At 70.6% G+C, this 22,227-nt stretch carries 17 protein-coding genes; 13 read left to right on the plus strand and 4 right to left on the minus strand.

What is annotated here, in order from left to right; genetic code table 11:
* From EES43_RS17170 to nuoN, 12 genes are all read left to right on the plus strand, one after another.
* Positions 1-716 (plus strand): NADH-quinone oxidoreductase subunit C (locus EES43_RS17170; protein WP_164493189.1); only part of this gene is annotated, 716 nt, incomplete at its 5' end.
* The gene (locus EES43_RS17175; RefSeq protein WP_124269528.1) at positions 716-2,038 is read left to right on the plus strand and encodes an NADH-quinone oxidoreductase subunit D; all 1,323 of its coding nucleotides are present in this window, start codon (positions 716-718) and stop codon (positions 2,036-2,038) included. The genes EES43_RS17170 and EES43_RS17175, both read left to right, overlap by 1 nt.
* Before the next feature lie 26 nt (positions 2,039-2,064).
* Positions 2,065-2,910 carry an NADH-quinone oxidoreductase subunit NuoE gene (gene nuoE / locus EES43_RS17180; RefSeq protein WP_124269529.1) on the plus strand — a complete coding sequence of 282 codons (846 nt, stop codon included), beginning with the start codon at positions 2,065-2,067 and terminating at the stop codon, positions 2,908-2,910.
* Positions 2,907-4,274: an NADH-quinone oxidoreductase subunit NuoF gene (gene nuoF / locus EES43_RS17185; RefSeq protein WP_124269530.1), complete on the plus strand. Its 1,368-nt coding sequence runs from the start codon at positions 2,907-2,909 to the stop codon at positions 4,272-4,274. The genes nuoE and nuoF overlap by 4 nt, the downstream gene beginning before the upstream one ends.
* Positions 4,271-6,781 (plus strand): NADH-quinone oxidoreductase subunit G, encoded by a 2,511-nt coding sequence (locus EES43_RS17190; protein ID WP_124269531.1) that lies wholly within the window; start codon positions 4,271-4,273, stop codon positions 6,779-6,781. The genes nuoF and EES43_RS17190 overlap by 4 nt, the downstream gene beginning before the upstream one ends.
* The gene (gene nuoH / locus EES43_RS17195) at positions 6,781-8,181 is read left to right on the plus strand and encodes an NADH-quinone oxidoreductase subunit NuoH (protein ID WP_124269532.1); all 1,401 of its coding nucleotides are present in this window, start codon (positions 6,781-6,783) and stop codon (positions 8,179-8,181) included. Before EES43_RS17190 ends, nuoH begins: the two co-directional genes overlap by 1 nt.
* Entirely contained in the window at positions 8,156-8,839 is a 684-nt protein-coding gene (gene nuoI, locus EES43_RS17200; protein WP_124269533.1) for an NADH-quinone oxidoreductase subunit NuoI, read from the plus strand. The genes nuoH and nuoI overlap by 26 nt, the downstream gene beginning before the upstream one ends.
* Positions 8,836-9,696, plus strand: a complete 861-nt coding sequence (locus tag EES43_RS17205; RefSeq protein ID WP_124269534.1) for an NADH-quinone oxidoreductase subunit J — start codon at positions 8,836-8,838, stop codon at positions 9,694-9,696. The genes nuoI and EES43_RS17205 overlap by 4 nt, the downstream gene beginning before the upstream one ends.
* Entirely contained in the window at positions 9,693-9,992 is a 300-nt protein-coding gene (nuoK, locus tag EES43_RS17210) for an NADH-quinone oxidoreductase subunit NuoK (RefSeq protein ID WP_124269535.1), read from the plus strand. The genes EES43_RS17205 and nuoK overlap by 4 nt, the downstream gene beginning before the upstream one ends.
* A gap of 13 nt (positions 9,993-10,005) precedes the next feature.
* Positions 10,006-11,901 (plus strand): NADH-quinone oxidoreductase subunit L, encoded by a 1,896-nt coding sequence (gene nuoL, locus EES43_RS17215; protein ID WP_124269536.1) that lies wholly within the window; start codon positions 10,006-10,008, stop codon positions 11,899-11,901.
* A 4-nt stretch (positions 11,902-11,905) separates the two neighbouring features.
* Positions 11,906-13,477 carry an NADH-quinone oxidoreductase subunit M gene (locus EES43_RS17220; RefSeq protein WP_124269537.1) on the plus strand — a complete coding sequence of 524 codons (1,572 nt, stop codon included), beginning with the start codon at positions 11,906-11,908 and terminating at the stop codon, positions 13,475-13,477.
* A complete protein-coding gene (gene nuoN / locus EES43_RS17225; protein ID WP_124269538.1) occupies positions 13,474-15,138 on the plus strand; it encodes an NADH-quinone oxidoreductase subunit NuoN in 1,665 nt (554 codons plus the stop codon). The genes EES43_RS17220 and nuoN overlap by 4 nt, the downstream gene beginning before the upstream one ends.
* Before the next feature lie 154 nt (positions 15,139-15,292).
* On the opposite strand, the gene EES43_RS17230 is transcribed toward nuoN, so the two are convergent.
* The 4 genes from EES43_RS17230 to EES43_RS17240 form a co-directional block, all read right to left on the minus strand.
* The gene (locus tag EES43_RS17230; protein WP_124272038.1) at positions 15,293-17,593 is read right to left on the minus strand and encodes an ABC transporter permease; all 2,301 of its coding nucleotides are present in this window, start codon (positions 17,591-17,593) and stop codon (positions 15,293-15,295) included.
* 5 nt (positions 17,594-17,598) lie between these two features.
* A complete protein-coding gene (locus EES43_RS17235) occupies positions 17,599-18,285 on the minus strand; it encodes an ABC transporter ATP-binding protein (protein ID WP_124269539.1) in 687 nt (228 codons plus the stop codon).
* Positions 18,282-18,425 (minus strand): hypothetical protein, encoded by a 144-nt coding sequence (locus EES43_RS30670; protein WP_164493190.1) that lies wholly within the window; start codon positions 18,423-18,425, stop codon positions 18,282-18,284. Before EES43_RS30670 ends, EES43_RS17235 begins: the two co-directional genes overlap by 4 nt.
* Positions 18,426-18,599: 174 nt before the next feature.
* A complete protein-coding gene (locus EES43_RS17240) occupies positions 18,600-19,862 on the minus strand; it encodes a VanZ family protein (protein ID WP_164493191.1) in 1,263 nt (420 codons plus the stop codon).
* A gap of 274 nt (positions 19,863-20,136) precedes the next feature.
* Between EES43_RS17240 and recQ the strand changes: the two genes are divergently transcribed.
* On the plus strand, positions 20,137-22,191 hold the full coding sequence (recQ, locus tag EES43_RS17245; protein ID WP_124272039.1) for a DNA helicase RecQ: 2,055 nt from the start codon (positions 20,137-20,139) through the stop codon (positions 22,189-22,191).
* Positions 22,192-22,227 lie beyond the last annotated feature (36 nt).

A 22,227-nucleotide genomic window follows, 5' to 3' on the forward strand; every position in this document is an offset into this window, starting at 1 on the left:
AGACAGACGGCGAGGAGCGCGACGGCGACGCCGCTCCCGCCCCGCGCGACACCGGCGGCGAGGTCATCGGCGTCCGCAGGGGCATGTTCGGGTCGGACAACGGAGGCGACACCTCCGGCTACGGCGGTCTCGTGCGCACGGTCACCCTGCCGGGCGCCTCCTCCCGCCCGTACGGCGGCTGGTTCGACGAGATGGCCGACGAGCTCGAAGGGGCCCTGGAGGAACAGGACCTGGTACCCGAGCACGCCATCGAGCGCACCGTCGTCGACCGGGGAGAGATCACCTTCCACATCGCCCGCGAGCACCTGGTCCAGGTCGCCCGCACCCTGCGCGACGACCCCGCCCTGCGCTTCGAACTCTGCACCGGGGTGAGCGGCGTCCACTTCCTCGGCGACAAGGGCCGCGAACTGCACGCCGTCTACCACCTGCGCTCGTTGACCCACGGCCGGCTCGTCCGGCTGGAGGTGTCCGCCCCGGACAGCGATCCGCACATCCCGTCCCTCGTCGCGGTCTACCCGACCAACGACTGGCACGAGCGCGAGACGTACGACTTCTTCGGCATCGTCTTCGACGGGCACCCGGCCCTGACCCGGATCATGATGCCGGACGACTGGCAGGGCTTCCCGCAGCGCAAGGACTACCCGCTCGGCGGCATTGCCGTCGAGTACAAGGGCGCCCAGATCCCGGCTCCGGACCAGCGGAGGTCGTACTCCTGATGACCACTCCCCACGCGACACCCCGCGCCACGACCGAGGGGACCGTCTACACGGTCACCGGCGGCGACTGGGACGAGGTCGTCGAATCCGCCGTCAAGTCCGACGACGAACGCATCATCGTCAACATGGGCCCCCAGCACCCGTCCACCCACGGCGTGCTCAGGCTGATCCTGGAGATCGACGGCGAGACCGTCACCGAGGCCCGCTGCGGCATCGGCTACCTCCACACCGGCATCGAGAAGAACCTCGAATTCCGCAACTGGACCCAGGGCACCACGTTCGTCACGCGGATGGACTACCTGACGCCGTTCTTCAACGAGACGGCGTACTGCCTCGGCGTCGAGAAGCTCCTCGGCATCGAGGACCAGATCCCCGACCGGGCCACCGTCCTGCGCGTCCTGCTCATGGAGCTCAACCGGCTCTCCTCGCACCTGGTCTGCATCGCGACCGGCGGCATGGAGCTCGGCGCGACCACGATCATGATCTACGGCTTCCGCGACCGTGAACTCGTCCTCGACCTCTTCGAGCTGATCACCGGCCTGCGCATGAACCACGCGTTCGTCCGCCCCGGCGGCCTCGCCCAGGACCTCCCGCCGGGCGCGGTCGACCAGCTGCGCGAGTTCATCAGGACCATGAAGAAGAACCTGCCGGAGTACGACAAGCTCGCCACCGGCAACCCCATCTTCAAGGCCCGCATGCAGAACGTCGGCTACCTCGACCTCACCGGCTGCATGGCCCTCGGCGCCACCGGCCCGGTGCTCCGGTCCGCCGGACTCCCGCACGACCTGCGCAAGACCGACCCGTACTGCGGTTACGAGACGTACGACTTCGACGTCCCGACCGCCGACACGTGCGACTCCTACGGCCGCTTCCTGATCCGGCTGGAGGAGATGCGCCAGTCCCTCAGGATCGTCGAGCAGTGCATCGACCGGCTGGAGCCGGGGCCGGTCATGGTCGCCGACAAGAAGATCGCCTGGCCCGCGCAGCTCGCTCTCGGCGCCGACGGGCTCGGCAACTCGCTCGACCACATCCGCAAGATCATGGGCACCTCCATGGAGGCCCTGATCCACCACTTCAAGCTGGTGACCGAGGGCTTCCGGGTCCCGGCCGGACAGGCGTACACCGCCGTCGAGTCGCCCAAGGGCGAACTCGGCGTGCACGTCGTCTCGGACGGCGGCACCCGCCCCTACCGGGTCCACTTCCGCGACCCGTCCTTCACCAACCTCCAGGCCATGGCGGCGATGTGCGAGGGCGGCCAGGTCGCCGACGTCATCGTCGCCGTCGCGTCCATCGACCCCGTGATGGGAGGCGTCGACCGGTGACCGCACCTCAAGAAGTCAGCCTGGGGATGCCGCAGCTCCCCGCCCCGCCCTACCCGGACGACGTGCGCGCCCGGCTCGAAGCGGACGCGCGGGAGGTGATCGCCCGCTACCCCGGCAGCCGCTCCGCGCTGCTGCCCCTGCTGCACCTCGTGCAGTCCGAGGAGGGACACGTCTCCCGTACGGGCATGGCCTTCTGCGCCGAACTGCTCGACCTCACCACCGCCGAGGTCACCGCCGTCGCCACCTTCTACTCCATGTACCGCCGCCGGCCCGGCGGCGACTACCAGGTCGGCGTCTGCACCAACACCCTGTGCGCGGTCATGGGCGGCGACGCCATCTTCGACACGCTCAAGGAGCACCTGGGCGTCGGCAACGACGAGACCACCGAGGACGGCAAGGTCACGCTGGAGCACATCGAGTGCAACGCGGCCTGCGACTTCGCTCCCGTCGTCATGGTGAACTGGGAGTTCTTCGACAACCAGACGCCCGAGAGCGCCGTCCGGCTCGTCGACGACCTGATCGCCGGACGCACCGTCGAGCCCACCCGCGGCGCACCGCTCTGCTCCTACAAGGAGACCGCCCGCATCCTGGCCGGCTTCCCCGACGAGCGCCCCGGCGCCGTCGAGGCCACCGGCGGCGCGGGCCCCGCCTCCCTGATCGGGCTCAAGTTCGCCAAGGGCGAGGCCCCGCAGGCGCGGGTCGTCTCACCGCGCGGCGCGGGACCGCAGGACGCCGCACCCGAGGACCGGGCCCAGAACCAGGTCCACGACCCATCGCCGACCGAGCGCCTCAGCTCGCACGACGCACCGCAGCAGACCTCGGCATCCGACCCGGAGCACCCGGCCGGACCGGCAGCCGAGGAGGGGGAGTGAAGACGTTGGCCGCCGAGATCGACCGGAACGGGACGAGCCCCGAGAAACTGCTCGCGCCCGTCCTTTCCTCCTTCTGGGACCAGCCCGAATCCTGGACCCTGGACACCTACCGCCGCCACGAGGGCTACGAAGGGCTGCGCAAGGCGCTCGCCATGTCGCCCGACGACCTCATCGCGTACGTCAAGGACTCCGGTCTGCGCGGACGCGGCGGCGCGGGCTTCCCCACCGGCATGAAGTGGCAGTTCATCCCGCAGGGCGACGGCAAGCCGCACTACCTCGTCGTCAACGCCGACGAATCGGAACCGGGCACCTGCAAGGACATCCCGCTGCTGTTCGCCAACCCGCACAGCCTCATCGAGGGCATCGTGATCGCCTGCTACGCGATCCGCTCCTCGCACGCCTTCATCTACCTGCGCGGCGAGGTCGTCCCCGTCCTGCGCAGGGTGCACGAGGCGGTCCGCGAGGCCTACGAGGCGGGCTACCTCGGCAAGGACGTCCTCGGCTCGGGACTCGACCTGGAGCTCACCGTGCACGCCGGGGCCGGCGCGTACATCTGCGGCGAGGAGACCGCGCTGCTCGACTCCCTCGAAGGGCGCCGCGGCCAGCCCCGGCTGCGGCCCCCCTTCCCCGCGGTCGCCGGTCTGTACGCCTGCCCCACCGTGGTGAACAACGTCGAGTCCATCGCCTCGGTTCCCGCGATCCTCAACCGCGGCAAGGACTGGTTCAGGTCGATGGGCAGCGAGAAGTCCCCGGGCTTCACGCTCTACTCGCTCAGCGGCCACGTCACCAGCCCCGGCCAGTACGAGGCCCCGCTCGGCATCACGCTGCGCCAGCTCCTCGACATGAGCGGCGGGATGCGGGCCGGACACCGGCTGAAGTTCTGGACGCCGGGCGGCTCCTCCACCCCGATGTTCACCGACGAACACCTCGACGTCCCCCTGGACTACGAGGGCGTCGGCGCCGCCGGCTCCATGCTCGGCACCAAGGCGCTCCAGTGCTTCGACGAGACGACCTGCGTCGTGCGGGCCGTCACCCGCTGGACCGAGTTCTACGCCCACGAGTCCTGCGGCAAGTGCACACCGTGCCGCGAAGGGACGTACTGGCTCGTCCAGTTGCTCCGCGACATCGAGGCCGGCAAGGGCGAGATCGCCGACCTCGACAAGCTGAACGACATCGCCGACAACATCAACGGCAAGTCCTTCTGCGCCCTCGGCGACGGCGCCGCCTCGCCGATCTTCTCCTCGCTCAAGTACTTCCGCGAGGAGTACGAGCAGCACATCACGGGCAAGGGCTGCCCCTTCGATCCCGCCAGGTCCACCGCCTGGGCCGACGACAAGAAGAACCACCGGGGGGTGAACGCATGACAGTCACCACGAGTGCGCCCTCCGGGGGCGGCGAGGCGGCCATCCCGCCCGAGGACCTCGTCACGCTGACCATCGACGGCATCGAGATCAGCGTCCCCAAGGGCACCCTGGTCATCCGCGCCGCCGAACAGCTCGGCATCGAGATCCCGCGCTTCTGCGACCACCCGCTCCTCGACCCGGCCGGCGCGTGCCGGCAGTGCATCGTCGAGGTCGAGGGCCAGCGCAAGCCGATGGCCTCCTGCACCATCACCTGCACCGACGGCATGGTCGTCAAGTCGCAGATCACCTCGCCCGTCGCCGAGAAGGCGCAGAAGGGCGTGATGGAGCTGCTGCTGATCAACCATCCGCTCGACTGCCCCGTCTGCGACAAGGGCGGCGAGTGTCCGCTCCAGAACCAGGCCATGTCGCACGGCGGCGCCGACTCCCGCTTCGACGGGAAGAAGCGCACCTTCGAGAAGCCCGTCCCGATCTCCACCCAGGTGCTGCTGGACCGCGAGCGGTGCGTGCTCTGCGCGCGCTGCACCCGGTTCTCCAACCAGGTGGCGGGCGACCCGATGATCGAGCTGATCGAGCGAGGCGCGCTCCAGCAGGTCGGCACCGGCGAGGGCGACCCCTTCCAGTCGTACTTCTCCGGCAACACGATCCAGATCTGCCCGGTCGGCGCGCTGACCTCGGCCGCGTACCGGTTCCGCTCCCGCCCCTTCGACCTGGTCTCCACCCCCTCGGTGTGCGAGCACTGCGCGGGCGGCTGCGGGATGCGGACCGACCACCGGCGCGGCAAGGTCATGCGCCGCCTCGCCGCGAACGAGCCCGAGATCAACGAGGAGTGGATCTGCGACAAGGGGCGGTTCGGCTTCCGCTACGCCCAGCAGCGCGACCGGCTCACCACACCGCTGGTCCGCAACGCCGAAGGCGTACTGGAGCCGGCGAGCTGGCCCCAGGCGCTGGAGACGGCCGCGGCCGGCCTCCTCGCCGCCCGCGGCCGGGCCGGCGTCCTGACCGGCGGCCGGCTGACCGTCGAGGACTCCTACGCGTACGGCAAGTTCGCCCGGGTCGCCCTGGACACCAACGACGTCGACTTCCGCTCGCGGGTGCACAGCGCCGAGGAGGCCGGCTTCCTGGCCGCCCGCGTCGCCGGACGCGGCCGGGACCTGGACGGCGAAGGCGTCACGTACACCGCGCTGGAGAAGGCCCCGGCCGTCCTGCTCGCCGGGTTCGAGTCCGAGGAGGAGGCGCCCGGCGTCTTCCTGCGGCTGCGCAAGGCCCGGCGCAAGAGCGGCCAGAGGACCTTCGCGCTCGCCTCGCACGCGACACGCGGCCTGGTGAAGGCGGGCGGCACGCTGCTGCCGGCCGCCCCGGGCACCGAGACCGAGTGGCTGGACGCGCTCGCCGGCGGCGTCGGCCTGGACGGCGAAGGGGCCGTGGCGGCCGAGGCGTTGCGGGGGTCAGGCTCCCTGATCATCGTCGGCGAGCGGCTGGCCGGCGTGCCCGGTGCGCTCAGCGCCGCCGTGCGCACCGCCGCGGCGACCGGCGCGCGCCTGGTGTGGATCCCGCGCCGGGCGGGCGACCGCGGCGCGGTGGAGGCGGGCGCGCTCCCGTCGCTGCTGCCCGGCGGCCGGCCCGTCGCGGACCCGCGGGCCCGCGACGAGGTGGCGGAGGTCTGGCGGATCGCCGCGCTCCCGGCCGGCCCCGGCCGCGACACCGGCCGGATCCTTGAGGCGGCGGCCTCCGGCGAACTGGGCGCGCTGCTCGTCGCCGGCGTCGGCGCCGAGGACCTGCCCGACCCGGCCGGAGCCCTGCGGGCCCTGGACGAGGTCGGCTTCCTGGTCTCGCTGGAGCTGAGGCCGAGCGAGGTCACCGACCGGGCGGACGTGGTCTTCCCGGTCGCCGCCGTCGCGGAGAAGTCCGGGACCTTCCTCAACTGGGAGGGACGGGCCCGGATGTTCCGGGCGGCGCTGAAGCCCGAGCAGATGCCGCGGACGCTCGCGCCGACCGACGCCCGGGTGCTGCACATGCTCGCCGACGCGATGGACGTGCACTTCGCGCTGCCGGACCTGACCGCCGCCCGCCGCGAGCTGGACCGGCTCGGCGGATGGCCGGGCGAGCACCCGGCCGCGCCGCGCGAGACGGCCCGCCCGCTGCCCCGCCCCGGCGACGGCGAGGCCGTCCTCGCGGGCCACCGGATGCTGCTCGACCTGGGCCGGCTCCAGGAGGGCGACACCGCGCTCGCCGGCACCCGGCACGCGGCGGTCGCCCGGCTCTCGGCGGCCACCGCCGCCGAGTCCGGCGTCAAGGACGGCGACCTGCTCGCCGTCACCGGCCCGGCCGGGGCCGTCGAACTCCCGCTGGTGGTCACCGACATGCCGGACCGGGTGGTCTGGGTGCCGCTGAACTCGGTCGGCCGCGGCATCCCCGCCGACACCGGCGTCAACCCCGGTGGCCTGGTGCGGATCGGCCCCGCCGCCGCACCGGGCGCGCCCGTCGAACCGTCGGAGGTAGGAGCGTGATGGCCCTCGCCGCACTCACGACGGCACCCGAGCGTGCCGTCCTCGCCGCCGAGGATCTCTCGATGTTCGGCACCGACCCCTGGTGGCTGGTCGTCGTCAAGGCGGTCTTCTGCTTCGCGTTCCTGATGGTGACCGTGCTGTTCTCCATCGTCTGGGAGCGCAAGGTCGTCGCCTGGATGCAGTTGCGCATCGGGCCCAACCGGCACGGCCCCTGGGGCATGCTCCAGTCGCTCGCCGACGGCATCAAGCTGATGCTGAAGGAAGACCTGATCGTCAAGCGGGCGGACAAGGTCGTCTACGTCCTGGCCCCGGTCGTCGCGGCCATCCCCGCGTTCATGGCGATCGCCGTCATCCCGTTCGGCCCGTCCGGCAACGAGGTGTCGATCTTCGGCCACCGTACGGCGATGCAGCTGACCGACCTGCCGATCGCGATGCTCTACATCCTCGCGGTCGCCTCGGTCGGCATCTACGGCATCGTGCTGGCGGGCTGGTCCTCCGGATCGACGTACCCGCTGCTCGGCGGACTGCGCAGCTGCGCGCAGATGATCAGCTACGAGATCGCCATGGGCGCGGCGTTCGCCTCGGTCTTCCTCTACTCCGGGTCGATGTCGACCTCGGCGATCGTGGAGGCGCAGGCGGACCGCTGGTTCGTCATCCTGCTGCCGGTCTCCTTCATCATCTACGTCGTCACGATGGTCGGCGAGACCAACCGGGCCCCGTTCGACATGCCGGAGTCCGAGGGCGACCTCGTCGGCGGGTTCAACACCGAGTACTCCTCGATCAAGTTCGCGATGTTCATGCTCGCCGAGTACGTCAACATGGTCACCGTCTCCGCGGTCTCCGTGACCCTCTTCCTCGGCGGCTGGCGGGCCCCGTTCCCGGTCAGCACCTTCTGGGAGGGCGCGAACCACGGCTGGTGGCCGATGCTCTGGTTCGTCCTCAAGGTCCAGCTGCTGCTGTTCTTCTTCATCTGGCTGCGCGGCACGCTGCCCCGCGTCCGCTACGACCAGCTCATGAAGCTCGGCTGGAAGGTCCTCATCCCGGTCTCCGTGGTCTGGCTGATGCTGGTCGCCACCGTCCGCGCGCTGCGCAACGAGGGCTACGACTTCTCCCGGATCGTGCTGTACGTCGCCGGGGCCGTGATCGCGATCCTGCTGATCTCCTTCATCGCCGACATGTTCCGCGACCGCAGGTCCCGGGCCGAGGAGGAGGCGGCCGGACCGGAGCCCGCCTTCGACCCGATGGCGGGCGGGTTCCCGGTGCCTCCGCTGCCCGGACAGAGCCTGCCGCCGGTGCCCCGGCGCAGGCCGCGGCGCGAGCGGGAGCTCGTTGTCAGTGGTGGGCCGGATACTCAGAGTGACGTAAGCGCGAGTGATGGAAAGGAGGCCGGCGGTGTCTGAGAAACCAGAGCTCACGGGCTCATCGGGATCCGCCGAGCCCTCGGGGGACGCGTTCCAGAACCCGGTGGCCGGGTTCGGCGTGACCTTCAAGGCCATGTTCAAGAAGCGGCTGACCGAGCAGTACCCGGAGACGCCGAAGGTGACGGCGCCCCGCTTCCACGGCCGCCACCAGCTCAACCGCCACCCGGACGGCCTGGAGAAGTGCATCGGCTGCGAGCTGTGCGCCTGGGCGTGCCCGGCGGACGCCATCTACGTGGAGGGCGCGGACAACACCGAGGAGGAGCGCTACTCCCCGGGCGAGCGCTACGGCCGCGTCTACCAGATCAACTACGCGCGCTGCATCCTGTGCGGACTGTGCATCGAGGCGTGCCCGACCCGGGCGCTGACCATGACGAACGACTTCGAGCTCGCCAACACCACCCGCGAGAGCCTCATCTACACCAAGGACGAGCTGCTCGCGGGGCTGGAGGAGGGCATGGTCGACAGCCCGCACGCGATCTTCCCCGGCATGGACGAACAGGACTACTACCGGGGCCTGGTGACCGAGGCCGCGCCCGGCGCGGTGCGTCAGACGGCGGTGTCCAAGGGCGAGCACGAGAAGTCCGACGAGCCCGCCGGGAGCACCCGTGCCCCGCGGGACAAGGGGGTGGGCGCATGAGCGCGCTGGCCGCGGCCACCGCCACGTCGACGGGCGAGGCGGTCCAGTTCTGGATCCTGGGCACCGTCGCCGTGATCGGCGCCCTGTCCACCGTCCTGATGAAGAGGGCCGTGCACAGCGCCCTCTCGCTGGCCGGGACCATGATCGTCCTGGCCGTCTTCTACCTCGCCAACGGCGCGTACTTCCTCGGAATCGTCCAGGTCGTCGTCTACACCGGCGCGATCATGATGCTGTTCCTCTTCGTGGTCATGCTCGTCGGCGTGACCGCGGCGGACTCCCTCAAGGAGACGCTCAAGGGACAGCGCTGGCTGGCCGTCGGCTGCGGCCTCGGCTTCGGCATCCTGCTGATCGCCGGCATCGGCAACGCGGCCATCAGCGAGTTCGAGGGGCTGGGCGCGGCCAACGCCCTGCACGGCGGCAACGTCGAGGGCCTGGCCAACCTCATCTTCACCCGGTACGTCTTCGCCTTCGAGATCACCGGCGCGCTGCTGATCACCGCGACGGTCGGCGCGATGGTGCTCACCCACCGCGAGCGCACCGAACGCGCCCGCACCCAGCGGGAGATGTCCGAGCAGCGGGTCCGCGGCAGCCACGTCCCGCCGCTGCCCGCCCCCGGCGTCTACGCCCGGCACAACGCGGTCGACATCGCCGGACTGCTCCCGGACGGCACCCCGTCCGAGCTGACCGTCATGCAGACGCTCCGCGAGCGCGGCCAGATCCGCGACGTGTCGCAGGAGTCCCTGGCCGACCTCAAGGCCCTGGAGCAGCGCTCCGGGGAGCGGCTGGGACGCGGTGAGGCGGACGTCGTGTCCCGTGGGTCCACCCCCGCAGCGGAGAACTCGGAGGCCGCCCAGTGAACCCGGTCAACTATCTCTACCTCGCGGCCCTGCTGTTCACGATCGGCGCCTCCGGGGTGCTGATCAGGCGGAACGCGATCGTGGTGTTCATGTGCGTCGAGCTGATGCTCAACGCGTGCAACCTGGCGCTCGTCACGTTCTCCCGGATGCACGGCAACCTCGACGGGCAGATCGTCGCGTTCTTCACGATGGTCGTCGCCGCCGCGGAAGTCGTCGTCGGACTCGCGATCATCGTGTCGCTGTTCCGCTCCCGCCACTCGGCCTCGGTCGACGACGCCAGCCTGATGAAGCTGTAAGGGGACCGGAATCGTGGAGAACCTGATCGCGCTGCTCATCGCGGCGCCCCTGCTCGGAGCGGCGGTGCTGCTGTGCGGCGGCCGGCGGCTGGACGGCGCGGGCCACTGGCTCGGCACGCTGCTCGCCGCCGCCTCGTTCGTCATCGGCGTCGTCCTCTTCGCCGACATGCTGGGGAAGAGCGCGGATGACCGGGCGCTGAACCAGCACCTGTTCAGCTGGATTCCGGTGGAGGGCTTCCAGGCCGACATCGCCTTCCAGCTCGACCAGTTGTCGATGACGTTCGTCCTGCTCATCACCGGTGTGGGCACGCTGATCCACATCTACTCCATCGGCTACATGGAGCACGACGAGCGCAGGCGCCGCTTCTTCGGCTACCTCAACCTCTTCCTCGCGGCGATGCTCATCCTGGTCCTCGCCGACAACTACCTCCTGCTGTACCTCGGATGGGAGGGCGTCGGGCTCGCCTCCTACCTGCTCATCGGCTTCTGGCAGCACAAGCCCAGCGCGGCCACCGCCGCGAAGAAGGCGTTCCTGGTCAACCGGGTCGGCGACATGGGCCTGTCGATCGCGATCATGCTCATGTTCACCACCTTCGGCACCTTCGCGTTCGGGCCGGTGCTGGCGTCGACCGGCGAGACGGGCGAGGGCAAGCTGACGGCCATCGGCCTGATGCTGCTGCTGGCCGCATGCGGCAAGTCGGCCCAGGTGCCGCTCCAGTCCTGGCTCGGTGACGCGATGGAGGGCCCGACCCCGGTCTCCGCCCTCATCCACGCCGCGACCATGGTCACCGCCGGCGTCTACCTCATCGTCCGCTCCGGCGCGATCTTCAACGCCGCACCCGACGCCCAGCTCGTCGTCGTCATCGTCGGCGCGGTCACGCTGATCTTCGGGGCGATCGTCGGTTGCGCCAAGGACGACATCAAGAAGGCGCTGGCCGGTTCGACGATGTCGCAGATCGGCTACATGATCCTGGCCGCCGGCCTCGGCCCCATCGGCTACGTCTTCGCGATCATGCACCTGGTGACGCACGGCTTCTTCAAGGCCGGGCTGTTCCTCGGGGCCGGTTCCGTCATGCACGGCATGAACGACGAGGTCGACATGCGCCGCTACGGCGGCCTGCGCAGGTACATGCCGGTCACCTTCGTCACCTTCGGCCTCGGCTACCTGGCGATCATCGGCTTCCCCGGACTGTCCGGCTTCTTCTCCAAGGACAAGATCATCGAGGCGGCCTTCGCGAAGGGCGGCACCGAGGGCTGGATCCTCGGTTCGGTCGCCCTGCTGGGCGCCGCCATCACCGCCTTCTACATGACGCGGATGATGCTGATGACGTTCTTCGGCGAGAAGCGCTGGCAGCCCGACGCCGAGGGCCGCGAGCCGCACCCGCACGAGTCCCCGAAGTCGATGACGATCCCGATGGTCGTGCTGGCCTTCGGCTCGGTCTTCGCCGGCGGCTTCTTCTCCATCGGCGACCGGTTCACGCACTGGCTGGAGCCCGTCACCGGGGCCGACCACGGGCACTCTCCGCTCAGCGCGACCACCGTCACCGCGGCCACCGTCGTCGCGCTCGTCATCGGCGTCGGCATCGCCTGGGGGATGTACGGACGCAAGCCGGTCCCGGTCGCCGCCCCGCGCGGCTCGCTGCTCACCCGGGCCGCCCGCCGCGATCTCTACCAGGACGACTTCAACCACGTGGTCCTGGTCCGCGGCGGCGAGCACCTGACCCGTTCGCTCGTGTACGTCGACCACTCCCTGGTCGACGGCGTCGTCAACGGCACCGCCGCGTCGGTCGGCGGGCTCTCCGGCCGGCTGCGCAGGCTGCAGAACGGCTACGCCCGCTCCTACGCGGTCTCGATGTTCGGCGGTACGGCGGTCGTCATCGCCGCGACCCTGCTGATGAGGGCGGTCTGATCACATGTCCTTTCCCCTCCTGACCGCGGCGGCGGCGCTCCCGGCGATCGGCGCGATCGCCACCGCCGCCGTCCCCGCCGCCCGGCGCACCGCGGCGAAGTACCTCGCGCTGCTCTTCTCGCTCGGCACGCTCGCGCTGGCGGCCGTCGTCTTCGTCCGCTTCGAACCGGGCGGCGACCGCTACCAGCTCACCGAATCGCACGCCTGGATCGCCGACTTCGGCGTCCGCTACGAACTCGGCGTGGACGGCATCGGGGTGGCGCTCCTCGCGCTCACCGCCCTGCTGATCCCGTTCGTCATCGTGGCGGGCTGGCACGACGCCGACCCCCTGGAGACGACGTCCTCGCGCTGGCGGCCCACCCAGGGCTTCTTCGCGCTGATCCTCATGGTCGAGGCCATGGTGATCCTGTCGTTCGTCGCGACCGACGTCTTCCTCTTCTACATCCTGTTCGAAGCCATGCTGATCCCGATGTACTTCCTCATCGGCGGCTTCGGCGACCGGGCCCACGCGGGCAGCGACGAGAACGCCGCGGCGCAGCGCTCCTACGCCGCCGTGAAGTTCCTCCTCTACAACCTGGTCGGCGGCCTGATCATGCTCGCCGCCGTCATCGGGCTGTACGTGGTCGCGGGCAGCTTCTCGCTCTCGGAGATCGCCGAGGCCCGCGCCAACGGCACCCTGGAGATGGCGACCAGCACGGAGCGGTGGCTGTTCCTCGGGTTCTTCTTCGCCTTCGCGGTGAAGGCCCCGCTGTGGCCGCTGCACACCTGGCTGCCCAACGCGATGGGTGAGGCCACGGCGCCGGTCGCGGTGCTGATCACCGCGATCGTCGACAAGGTCGGCACCTTCGCGATGCTCCGCTTCTGCCTCCAGCTCTTCCCGGAGGCCAGCAAGTGGGCGACGCCGGTGATCATCGTCCTGGCGCTGATCTCCATCGTGTACGGGGCGCTGCTGGCGGTCGGCCAGCGCGACATCAAGCGGCTCATCGCCTACGCCTCGATCTCGCACTTCGGCTTCATCATCCTCGGCATCTTCGCGATGACCAGCCAGGGCCAGTCGGGCGCCACGCTCTACATGGTCAACCACGGCATCTCGACGGCCGCGCTGATGCTGGTCGCCGGCTTCCTCATCACCCGGCGCGGTTCGCGGCTCATCGCGGACTACGGCGGGGTGCAGAAGGTCGCCCCCGTCCTGGCGGGCACGTTCCTCATCGGGGGCCTCGCCACGCTCTCGCTGCCCGGACTCGCCCCGTTCGTCAGCGAGTTCCTGGTGCTGGTCGGCACGTTCAGCGCGTATCCGGCGGCCGGAATCATCGCCACCTCCGGCATCGTGCTCGCCGCGCTCTACGTCCTCGTCCTCTACCAGCGGACGATGACCGGGCCGGTGAAGGCGTCCGTGCAGGGCATGCCCGACCTCAAGGCACGGGAGCTGGTGGTCGCGGTTCCGCTGATCGCCCTGCTCGTCCTGCTGGGCGTCTTCCCGAAGCCGCTCACCGAGGTCGTCGACCCCGCGGTCCGGCACACCATGTCCGACGTACAGAAGAAGGACCCCCAGCCCGAGGTGGAGGCCGCCAAGTGAGCGCAACAGCTGTCCACAGCCTGTGGACGACGGCGAGCGGGGTGGTGACGGCGGCGCCGGGCGACTCGTTCACGGCGCCGAAGATCGAATACACCCAGCTCGCCCCGGTACTGATCATCCTGGGCGCCGCCGTCCTGGGCATCCTGGTGGAGGCGTTCGTCCCGCGGAGGGCCCGCTACCACACCCAGCTCTTCCTGACGGTGGTGGCGATCGCCGCCTCGTTCGCCGCCGTCGTCGGCCTCGCGGCCGGCGGGTACGGCACCACGAAGGCGCGGATCGCGGCCATGGGCGCGATCGCGATCGACGGACCCACACTGTTCCTCCAGGGCACCATCCTGCTGATCGCGGTGCTGGCCGTCTTCACCTTCGCCGAACGCAGGCTCGATCCCACCGCCCACGGCAACCGGGTCGACTCGTTCGCCGCGCAGGCCGGAGCCGTGCCGGGCAGCGACAGCGAGAAGGCCGCCGTCCGGGCCGGGTTCACCACCACCGAGGTCTTCCCGCTGGTCCTCTTCTCGGTCGCGGGCATGCTGGTCTTCCCGGCCGCCAACGACCTGCTGACCCTCTTCGTGGCCCTGGAGGTCTTCTCGCTGCCGCTGTACCTCCTGTGCGCCGTCGCCCGCCGCAAGCGGCTGATGTCGCAGGAGGCGGCCGTGAAGTACTTCCTGCTCGGCGCGTTCTCCTCGGCGTTCCTGCTCTTCGGGATCGCCCTCCTCTACGGCTACGCGGGCTCCCTCTCGTACGCCACCATCGCCAACGTCGTCGACGGCTCCGTCCTGGAGATCGACCCGGCCCTCGCCGACACCATGGGCAACGACGCCCTGCTGCTCATCGGCGGCGCGATGATCCTCACCGGACTGCTCTTCAAGGTCGGCGCGGTCCCCTTCCACATGTGGACCCCGGACGTCTACCAGGGAGCGCCGACCCCGGTGACCGGCTTCATGGCCGCCGCCACGAAGGTCGCCGCGTTCGGCGCGCTGCTGCGGCTGCTGTACGTGGCACTGCCGGGCCTCACCTGGGACCTGCGGCCGGTCATGTGGGCCGTCGCCATCGTCACCATGCTGGCGGGCGCGATCGTCGCGATCACCCAGACGGACATCAAGCGGCTGCTGGCCTACTCCTCGATCGCGCACGCGGGCTTCATCCTCGCGGGCGTCATCGCGGCCAGCCCGGAGGGGATCTCCTCGGTCCTCTTCTACCTGGGCGCCTACTCCTTCGTGACCATCGGCGCGTTCGCCGTGGTCACCCTGGTGCGGGACGCGGGCGGCGAGGCCACCCACCTGTCCAAGTGGGCCGGGCTCGGCCGGCGCTCGCCACTGGTGGCGGCGGTCTTCGCGGTGTTCCTGCTGGCCTTCGCCGGCATTCCGCTGACCTCCGGCTTCTCCGGCAAGTTCGCGGTGTTCAAGGCGGCGGCGGAGGGCGGGGCCGGGGCGCTGGTCGTGGTCGGTGTGATCTCCTCGGCCGTCGCCGCGTTCTTCTACATCCGCGTCATCGTCCTGATGTTCTTCAGCGAGCCGAAGGCGGACGGCCCCACGGTCGCCGTCCCGTCCCCGCTGACCATGACGGCGATCGGGCTCGGTGTCGCCGTCACCCTGGTGCTGGGCGTGGCCCCGCAGTACTTCCTGGACCTGGCGGGACAGGCGGGAGTCTTCGTGCGGTAGGCGGCCCCGGGCGCGGCGGGGGGCGAGTGGCTCCGCCCGCGCCCGGAGCGGCTGCGCCGGCGCCGGACGGTCCCTTTCCATCGGACCGTCCGGCGCTGTCGTACGGGGCGCCACTTCGTATCCGTCGTCGACGGCGTTCGCGGCGCGGGCCGTGCTATTCGTGGCGCAGGCCGTCCGGTCGTATGAGCCGCCACAGCGCGGGGAGGCTGAGCAGCGTCGTCAGCACGACCACCGCGCCGCCCGCTCCGGTCAGTGCCGCTACGCCTGCCCAGTCCACCACGGGTGTCCGGCTGATCATGAGCTGGAGCACCGATCCGAGCAACACCCCGGTGGCACCGGCCAGCAGCATTCCCAGCGCTACCGGCAGGACCGCCTGCCAGATGAGCGACCACCCCAGGGTGGAGCGACGGGTCCCGAACGCGACCAGTGCCGCGAGCAGCCTCTTGCGTTCGCGGAGCTGTTCCAGTGTCGACAGCAGCAGACTCAGCCCGATCAGGAGCAGGAGTGCGACCGTGCCGATACCGATGCCCTTCACCACGTTGGCGAACTTCCGGTCGGTGACCGTGGCCTTCTCGGCCGTGACCGCCGCCAGCGGGTGCACCGCGCTTGCGGCCTCGCGTACCGAGTCGGCTTCGGCCGTCGAATCGCGGCGCAGGTCCACCTGTACCAGGATGTCGGCCGGCATCCTGTCCAGCCGCGGCATCGCGCCGGGCGTCGCGAGCACGCCGTCGAGGGCCTCCGACCCGGTCACCGGCGGTACGGTCGGGAGCCGGTCCGGCACGGCCCACGGCACGCCGCGGTAGGAGCCGTCCCGCTGCTCGGCGGATCCGATGAGCAGCCGTGTCCCGGGACTCACCAGTTCCTTGACCTGGTAGTTCTCGACTCCCATGTCCAGGAGGAAGGCATCCCCGTCCGCGCAGGACGGGAGGTCGGCCAGCCGACGCAGCGACGCGCAGTCACCGACCGTCAAGGGGGACCGATAGCCGTCGTCCTTGGCCGGGGAAGTGGGGCCGAGGTTCTGGCTGACCAGCACGCTCGTGGACTTCACGCCGTCAACGCCGCGGACCGCGGAAGCGAGTTCGTCACGCAGCTCGGCGGGCGCGCCGACCAGGGTGACGCGCATGTCGTGTGTCGCGTGGGTGTTTTTGACGTAGTCGCTCTCCAGGCTCGTGAACAGCATCTGCAGAGCGATGGCGCCGGCGACGGCGACGGCGAGGGCGCTGACCAGCCGGGCCGCTGTTCCTGAGCTGAGTTGGAGCCGCCGTACGGCGAGCTGCCAGCTGACGCTGCCTCCGTCCAGTCGCCTCACGGACGCTTCGATGATCCAGGGCAGCAGCACGATCACGCCGATCAGCAGGAGTACTGTTCCGCTGATCACTTGCGAGGTGTTGAAGTACCCCGCGCCCCTGTTCCCGTCGACGAGCTGTGTCAGCAGGGCCAGGCTGGCGACCACCGGCAGAAGCCGCCACCACAGGCGTCGTGTCCGCGCCCGCGCCGACCGGACCACTCCCAGGGGTTCGACGAGTACGCCGCGCATCGAGAGGAGCGTCGCCGCGAGAGCGCAGGCCGGTACCAGCACCGCGATCAGCACACCCAGCGCCGGGCTCGGATCCGCGTCGGCCGGGAAGACGTCCAGCCCCGCGACCGAGATGTCACCGATCCAGGCCCGTGCCAGCAGGAAGAAGCCGGTTCCCGCCACCAGCCCCAACAGGGATCCGGCGAGTACTTCACCGGCGGCGATCCATCGCGTCCCCTCCCGGTCCACACCGATCAGCCGCAGCGCGGCGAGCCGGTGGTCCCGGCGATCGCCACCGAATCGCAGGGACGCGATGGTGAACACCCCGACCGGCATCAGCAGCACCACGAGCATGACGACGATGAGGAGCGTGAGGAACGAGTCGATCGCCGCAGGAGGGCTGACCGAGTCGTACGCGTCGACCCGGACGACCTCACCCTCCCCGACCTTCAAGGTGTCGTCGCCGGCGTAGTAGGCGAGTTCGTTGGGTCCGAGCAGTCCCCCGTCGCCGATGGTGCCGGTGACGCGGTACGGCAGTCGCTTCTTCAGCGATGCCCCTTCGGGAGAGCCCAGCAGTTCGTCGAGCGCGGGCGAGACGACCATGTCCCCGGGCTCGGGTATCCCGCTGAGCCCGGGAGGCACAGGCGCGTCGGGCCCCTCCGCGTGTACGAGCCGTCCGCGGACCTCCCCGTCGCCCGCCGCATCCTGGATCCTGCCCACCAGCAGGGTGTTCGCCGCACGGGGGATCACTACCGCCAGCCCGTGATCGCTGCGGGCGTCGGACCGTGCCGACCGTGCGTCGAGCGCGTTGGGGATGGCCGCGGTGAGAAGCAGCAGCGCCGCGCCGAGCCCGACACCGACCGCGGTGAGAAGGGTTCGGATCCAGCCATCACGGCCGGAGGTCACCGCGAAGCGCATGCCCAGCAGAAGACTCGGCATCCTGTTCACGGGATCTCCACCGCCGTGACGTCGGTCGACTTGCCGTCCCGGACGAGTATCTCTCGGTGGGAGTACGCCGCCACTTGTGCATCGTGTGTCACGAGAACGACGGCCGCGCCGGTCTCCCGGGCGGCCGTGACGAGCAGATTCATCACGCGCTCGCCGTTGTAGGAGTCGAGGGCGCCGGTCGGCTCGTCGGCGAAGACCACACGCGGCTTCGTGACCAGCGAGCGCGCCACGGCGACCCGCTGGCCCTGGCCCCCGGACACCTCACCGGGGCGCTTGGCCGCGAGGTCATCGACCTCCAGCCGGCCCATCCACTCCAGGGCTCGCCTCTCGGCTTCCCTCCGACGGATCCCGGAGAGCCGTAGGGGCAGTGCCACGTTCTCCACACACGTCAGCTCGGGCACCAGTTGACCGAACTGGAAGACGAAGCCGAACTCGCCGCGACGCAGAGCGCTGAGCGCGCTGTCCGACATGCGGGACATGTCGCGACCGTCGTAGTGCATGGTTCCGGAGTCCGGCCGGACGACGCCGGCGAGGCAGTGCAGAAGTGTCGACTTGCCGGACCCTGAAGGGCCCGTCACCGCGACGATTTCACCGGCCCGCACGGCGATGTCCGCGCCGTCGAGCGCGGGGGTCGGACCGTACGCTTTGCGCAGGCCGGACCCGGAGAGCAGAGTGCTGGTCATTCGTTCACTTCCTCGGCGAGGCGGGACGAGCGGGCGGCTGCCCCTTCGAGCCGGTGTCGATCGGCCTCCCTGTCGAACAGGTCGCGGTCGCGGCGCGGGGCCGACGGACACGGCCCCGGCGGGGCGGGTTTGATCGCCATGAATCCTCTTTCTCCGATGGACGCTCGAAACGGGCGGGCACCCCGCGAGCCAACTCTAACTGCGGTGTATACACTCGATACATAGTTACTCGTATGACGCTGAAAACATCTGCCGAGGCCGGCCCGTCGGCTTGGTTCGCACCCCGGCTCTCGGCGGTGCCGGAGCACCGGAGGTCAGGTCTGCCCGGAGAGCTGCGGCACGCCTTCTCGCTCTCCGGCCCGCCCCGGCGCACTGCCGGCGGGGGCCGAGGTGGGAGGCAGCGCCCGCGTCCGCACGCCGGACAGCAGCTCATGTGCTCCGAGCTGCTCCCGGTGGCACAGGGCCAGGACGGCGTAGCCGATGGGGACGACGGCGACGAGCAGCGGCGACAGGAGCGCGCCCTGGAGGCCCAGGGCGTCCAGGAGGGGCCAGGGGTTGTCGGCCACGCCGGCGACCCACCGTTCGTCCACGACCGGAACGGTCAGGAAGGCGGTCGTCAGCCACTCCGACATGACGGTGACCGGGGCCAGCAGGACCAGGAGGGACGGGAAGGCGATCACGATGAGCAGGAGCTGCCGCAGCGCGATGCCCCTCCGGGACGCTTTCCCGCCGTCGAGGCCGGTGAAGCGGAGCCGGAGCAGGCGCATGCCGGGGGTCGCCCGGGTCGGGTGCGGCGGCACGGCGAACCACAAGGCGCACACCAGCAGCGGTATCAGCAAGGGCGACGGGTCGGCGCCCATGCCGTACCTGGCGGCCATCGACGCACCCCACGCCGTGATCGCGCATCCCGTGACGTCCACCACCAGGGCGGTCAGGCGGCGACCGAACGGGACCAGCCCGTTCGCCTGTGCGCGAGGCCCCGGCACGGGCAGCGCTCGAACCAGGGGCCCGGCGGCCATCCAGCCGATCGCGGCCCCGGCCGAGTTGGTCACCAGGTCGTCCACATCGAAGAGGCGGTAAGGGCACGGATACGCTCCCCACAGGCCGGTGCCCTGGGCCACCTCGAAGAAGAGGGCCACCCCGCATCCCGCCAGCAGTGTCACGGCCGGACCGCGGCGGAGGTGGCAACGGACGAAAACCCCGAGCGGCAGCAGAAGCAGGAGGTTGAACACCGCTCCCGCCACCGCCGGGTTGTCCAGGACCAGCGGGCCGAAGCCGACCTCGCGATCCGCCTCCTTCCAGATGTCCCCGAACGTGTGCCCGACCCGCCACTCGGGTTCGGCGACGAGGGCGTATCTGGAGCACATGTCGGCCGTGGACTTCGGCAGCGGCAGCAGAGTCAGACACGCGGCGGTGAGCATGCAGTAGGCGAAGGCGCACAGGGACAGCACCCGGCCGCGTGGAAGGCCCCCGTGCCGACGGTAGAGGACCACCGCCGTCGGCACGAAGAGAAGCAGGGCGAGCAGCGGGAAGATGGCCGCTGCCGTCTTCACCGGCAACCAGTACGCAGTAACCATGCGCTGACTATACACAGAGTTTATAGTGAGTGGGTCCACTGTGGCCCGAGGCGACTCCTGTCCCCCCGGGGGCGAGTACGGGCCTGCGCGGCCGGGGCGCAGCAGGCGCGGGCGACGCCCGCGCCAGGAGCGGCTGCGGCAGCGCCGGACGGTCCTTTTCCACAGGACCGTCCGGCGTTGTCGTAGCAGCCGCCTATCGTGGTCGGGGACGGGACAGGCAGAACAGGACAAGGGCCGTGCGCGGCCCCCGGGGGACAGAGCATTGGGCGTGACCATGGATGTGACCGGCACCGGGACCGTTGCCGAGGAGGAGACCGAGGCGCGGCGCACGCTGCACCGGGTCTTCGGATACGACGCGTTCCGCGGCGAGCAGGGCGCGGTCATCGAGCACGTCGTGGCGGGCGGCGACGCCGTCGTGCTGATGCCGACCGGCGGCGGAAAGTCCCTCTGCTACCAGATCCCGTCCCTGGTCAGGCGGGGTACCGGCGTCGTCGTCTCCCCGCTGATCGCCCTCATGCAGGACCAGGTCGACGCGCTGCGGGCGCTCGGCGTGCGGGCCGGCTTCATGAACTCCACGCAGGACTTCGACGAGCGCCGTTCGATGGAGGCGCAGTTCCTCGCGGGCGAGCTGGACCTGCTGTACCTGGCCCCGGAGCGGCTGCGGCTGGACTCCACGCTGTCGCTGCTGGCCCGCGGCGAGATCTCCGTCTTCGCGATCGACGAGGCGCACTGCGTCGCCCAGTGGGGCCACGACTTCCGCCCGGACTATCTGGCCCTGTCGGTCCTCGGGGAGCGCTGGCCCGACGTTCCGCGCATCGCCCTGACGGCGACGGCGACCGACGCCACGCACCAGGAGATCACGCGCCGCCTCGGCATGCCCGACGCCAGGCATTTCGTCGCCAGCTTCGACCGCCCCAACATCCAGTACCGCGTCGTGCCCAAGTCCGACCCCAAGAAGCAGCTGCTCACCTTCCTCAAGGAGGAGCACGCCGGGGACGCGGGCATCGTCTACTGCCTCTCGCGCAACTCCACGGAGAAGATCGCGGAGTACCTCTGCCGCAACGGCATCGAGGCCGTCCCGTACCACGCGGGCCTGGACGCGGCCACGCGCGCCACGCATCAGGCCCGGTTCCTGCGCGAGGAGGGGCTGGTCGTCGTCGCGACCATCGCCTTCGGCATGGGCATCGACAAGCCGGACGTCCGCTTCGTCGCGCACCTCGACCTCCCGAAGTCCGTCGAGGGCTACTACCAGGAGACCGGCCGCGCGGGCCGCGACGGCGAGCCGTCGACGGCCTGGATGGCGTACGGGCTCCAGGACGTCGTCCAGCAGCGCAAGCTGATCCAGGGCGGCGAGGGCGACGAGGCGTTCCGCCGCCGGGCCGCCTCCCACCTGGACTCGATGCTGGCCCTGTGCGAGACGGTGCAGTGCCGCCGGGCCCAGCTCCTGACCTACTTCGGACAGGAGCCCGCGTCCACCGCCTGCGGCAACTGCGACACCTGTCTGACCCCGCCGGAGACCTGGGACGGCACGGTCGTCTCGCAGAAGCTGCTCTCCACGGTGGTGCGGCTGAAGCGAGAGCGGAACCAGAAGTTCGGCGCGGGCCAGATCATCGACATCCTGCTCGGCCGCAAGACCGCCAAGGTCATCCAGTTCGACCACGACCAGCTCTCCGTCTTCGGCATCGGCGAGGAGCTGGCCGAGGCGGAATGGCGCGGTGTGGTGCGCCAGATGCTGGCGCAGGGGCTGCTGGCGGTCGAGGGGGAGTACGGCACGCTGGTCCTCACCGAGGAGAGCGCGACGGTCCTCGGCCGGGAGCGCGAGGTGCTGCTCCGCAAGGAGCCGAAGAAGCCCACGTCCCGGTCGGCGTCGTCCGCCAGGGGCGGCAAGGGCAAGGCGCCCGTCGCCGATCTGCCCGAGTCCGCTGTCCCGGTCTTCGAGGCGCTGCGCGCCTGGCGCGGCGCGACGGCGAAGGAGCAGGGCGTGCCCGCGTACGTCATCTTCCACGACGCGACCCTGCGGGAGATCGCCACGCTGCACCCGTCCTCCCTGGCGGAGCTGGGCGGTGTCAGCGGTCTCGGCGAGAAGAAGCTGGCGACGTACGGGGAAGGCGTGCTGGAGGTGCTGGCGCAGACCCCCGCCGGCGCGGCCCCGGAGGCCCCGGGGCCCACGGCGCCTCCGGCCACGGCTCCCGGCTCCCCGACCTCGGCCCCGGCTCCCGCGAAGGCCCAGGCTCCGGCTCCGGCTCCCGCGAAGGCCGCGGCTCCGGCGGCGCGGCAGGACAGCGACCCGGAGTTCGGCTGGGACGAGGAGCCGCCCGAGTACGAGTGACCGCCCCGGGCGGGGTGGCTCCCGGGCCTCGCGGGT

The organism is Streptomyces sp. ADI96-02 (assembly GCF_003846185.1).
Taxonomy (GTDB): domain Bacteria; phylum Actinomycetota; class Actinomycetes; order Streptomycetales; family Streptomycetaceae; genus Streptomyces.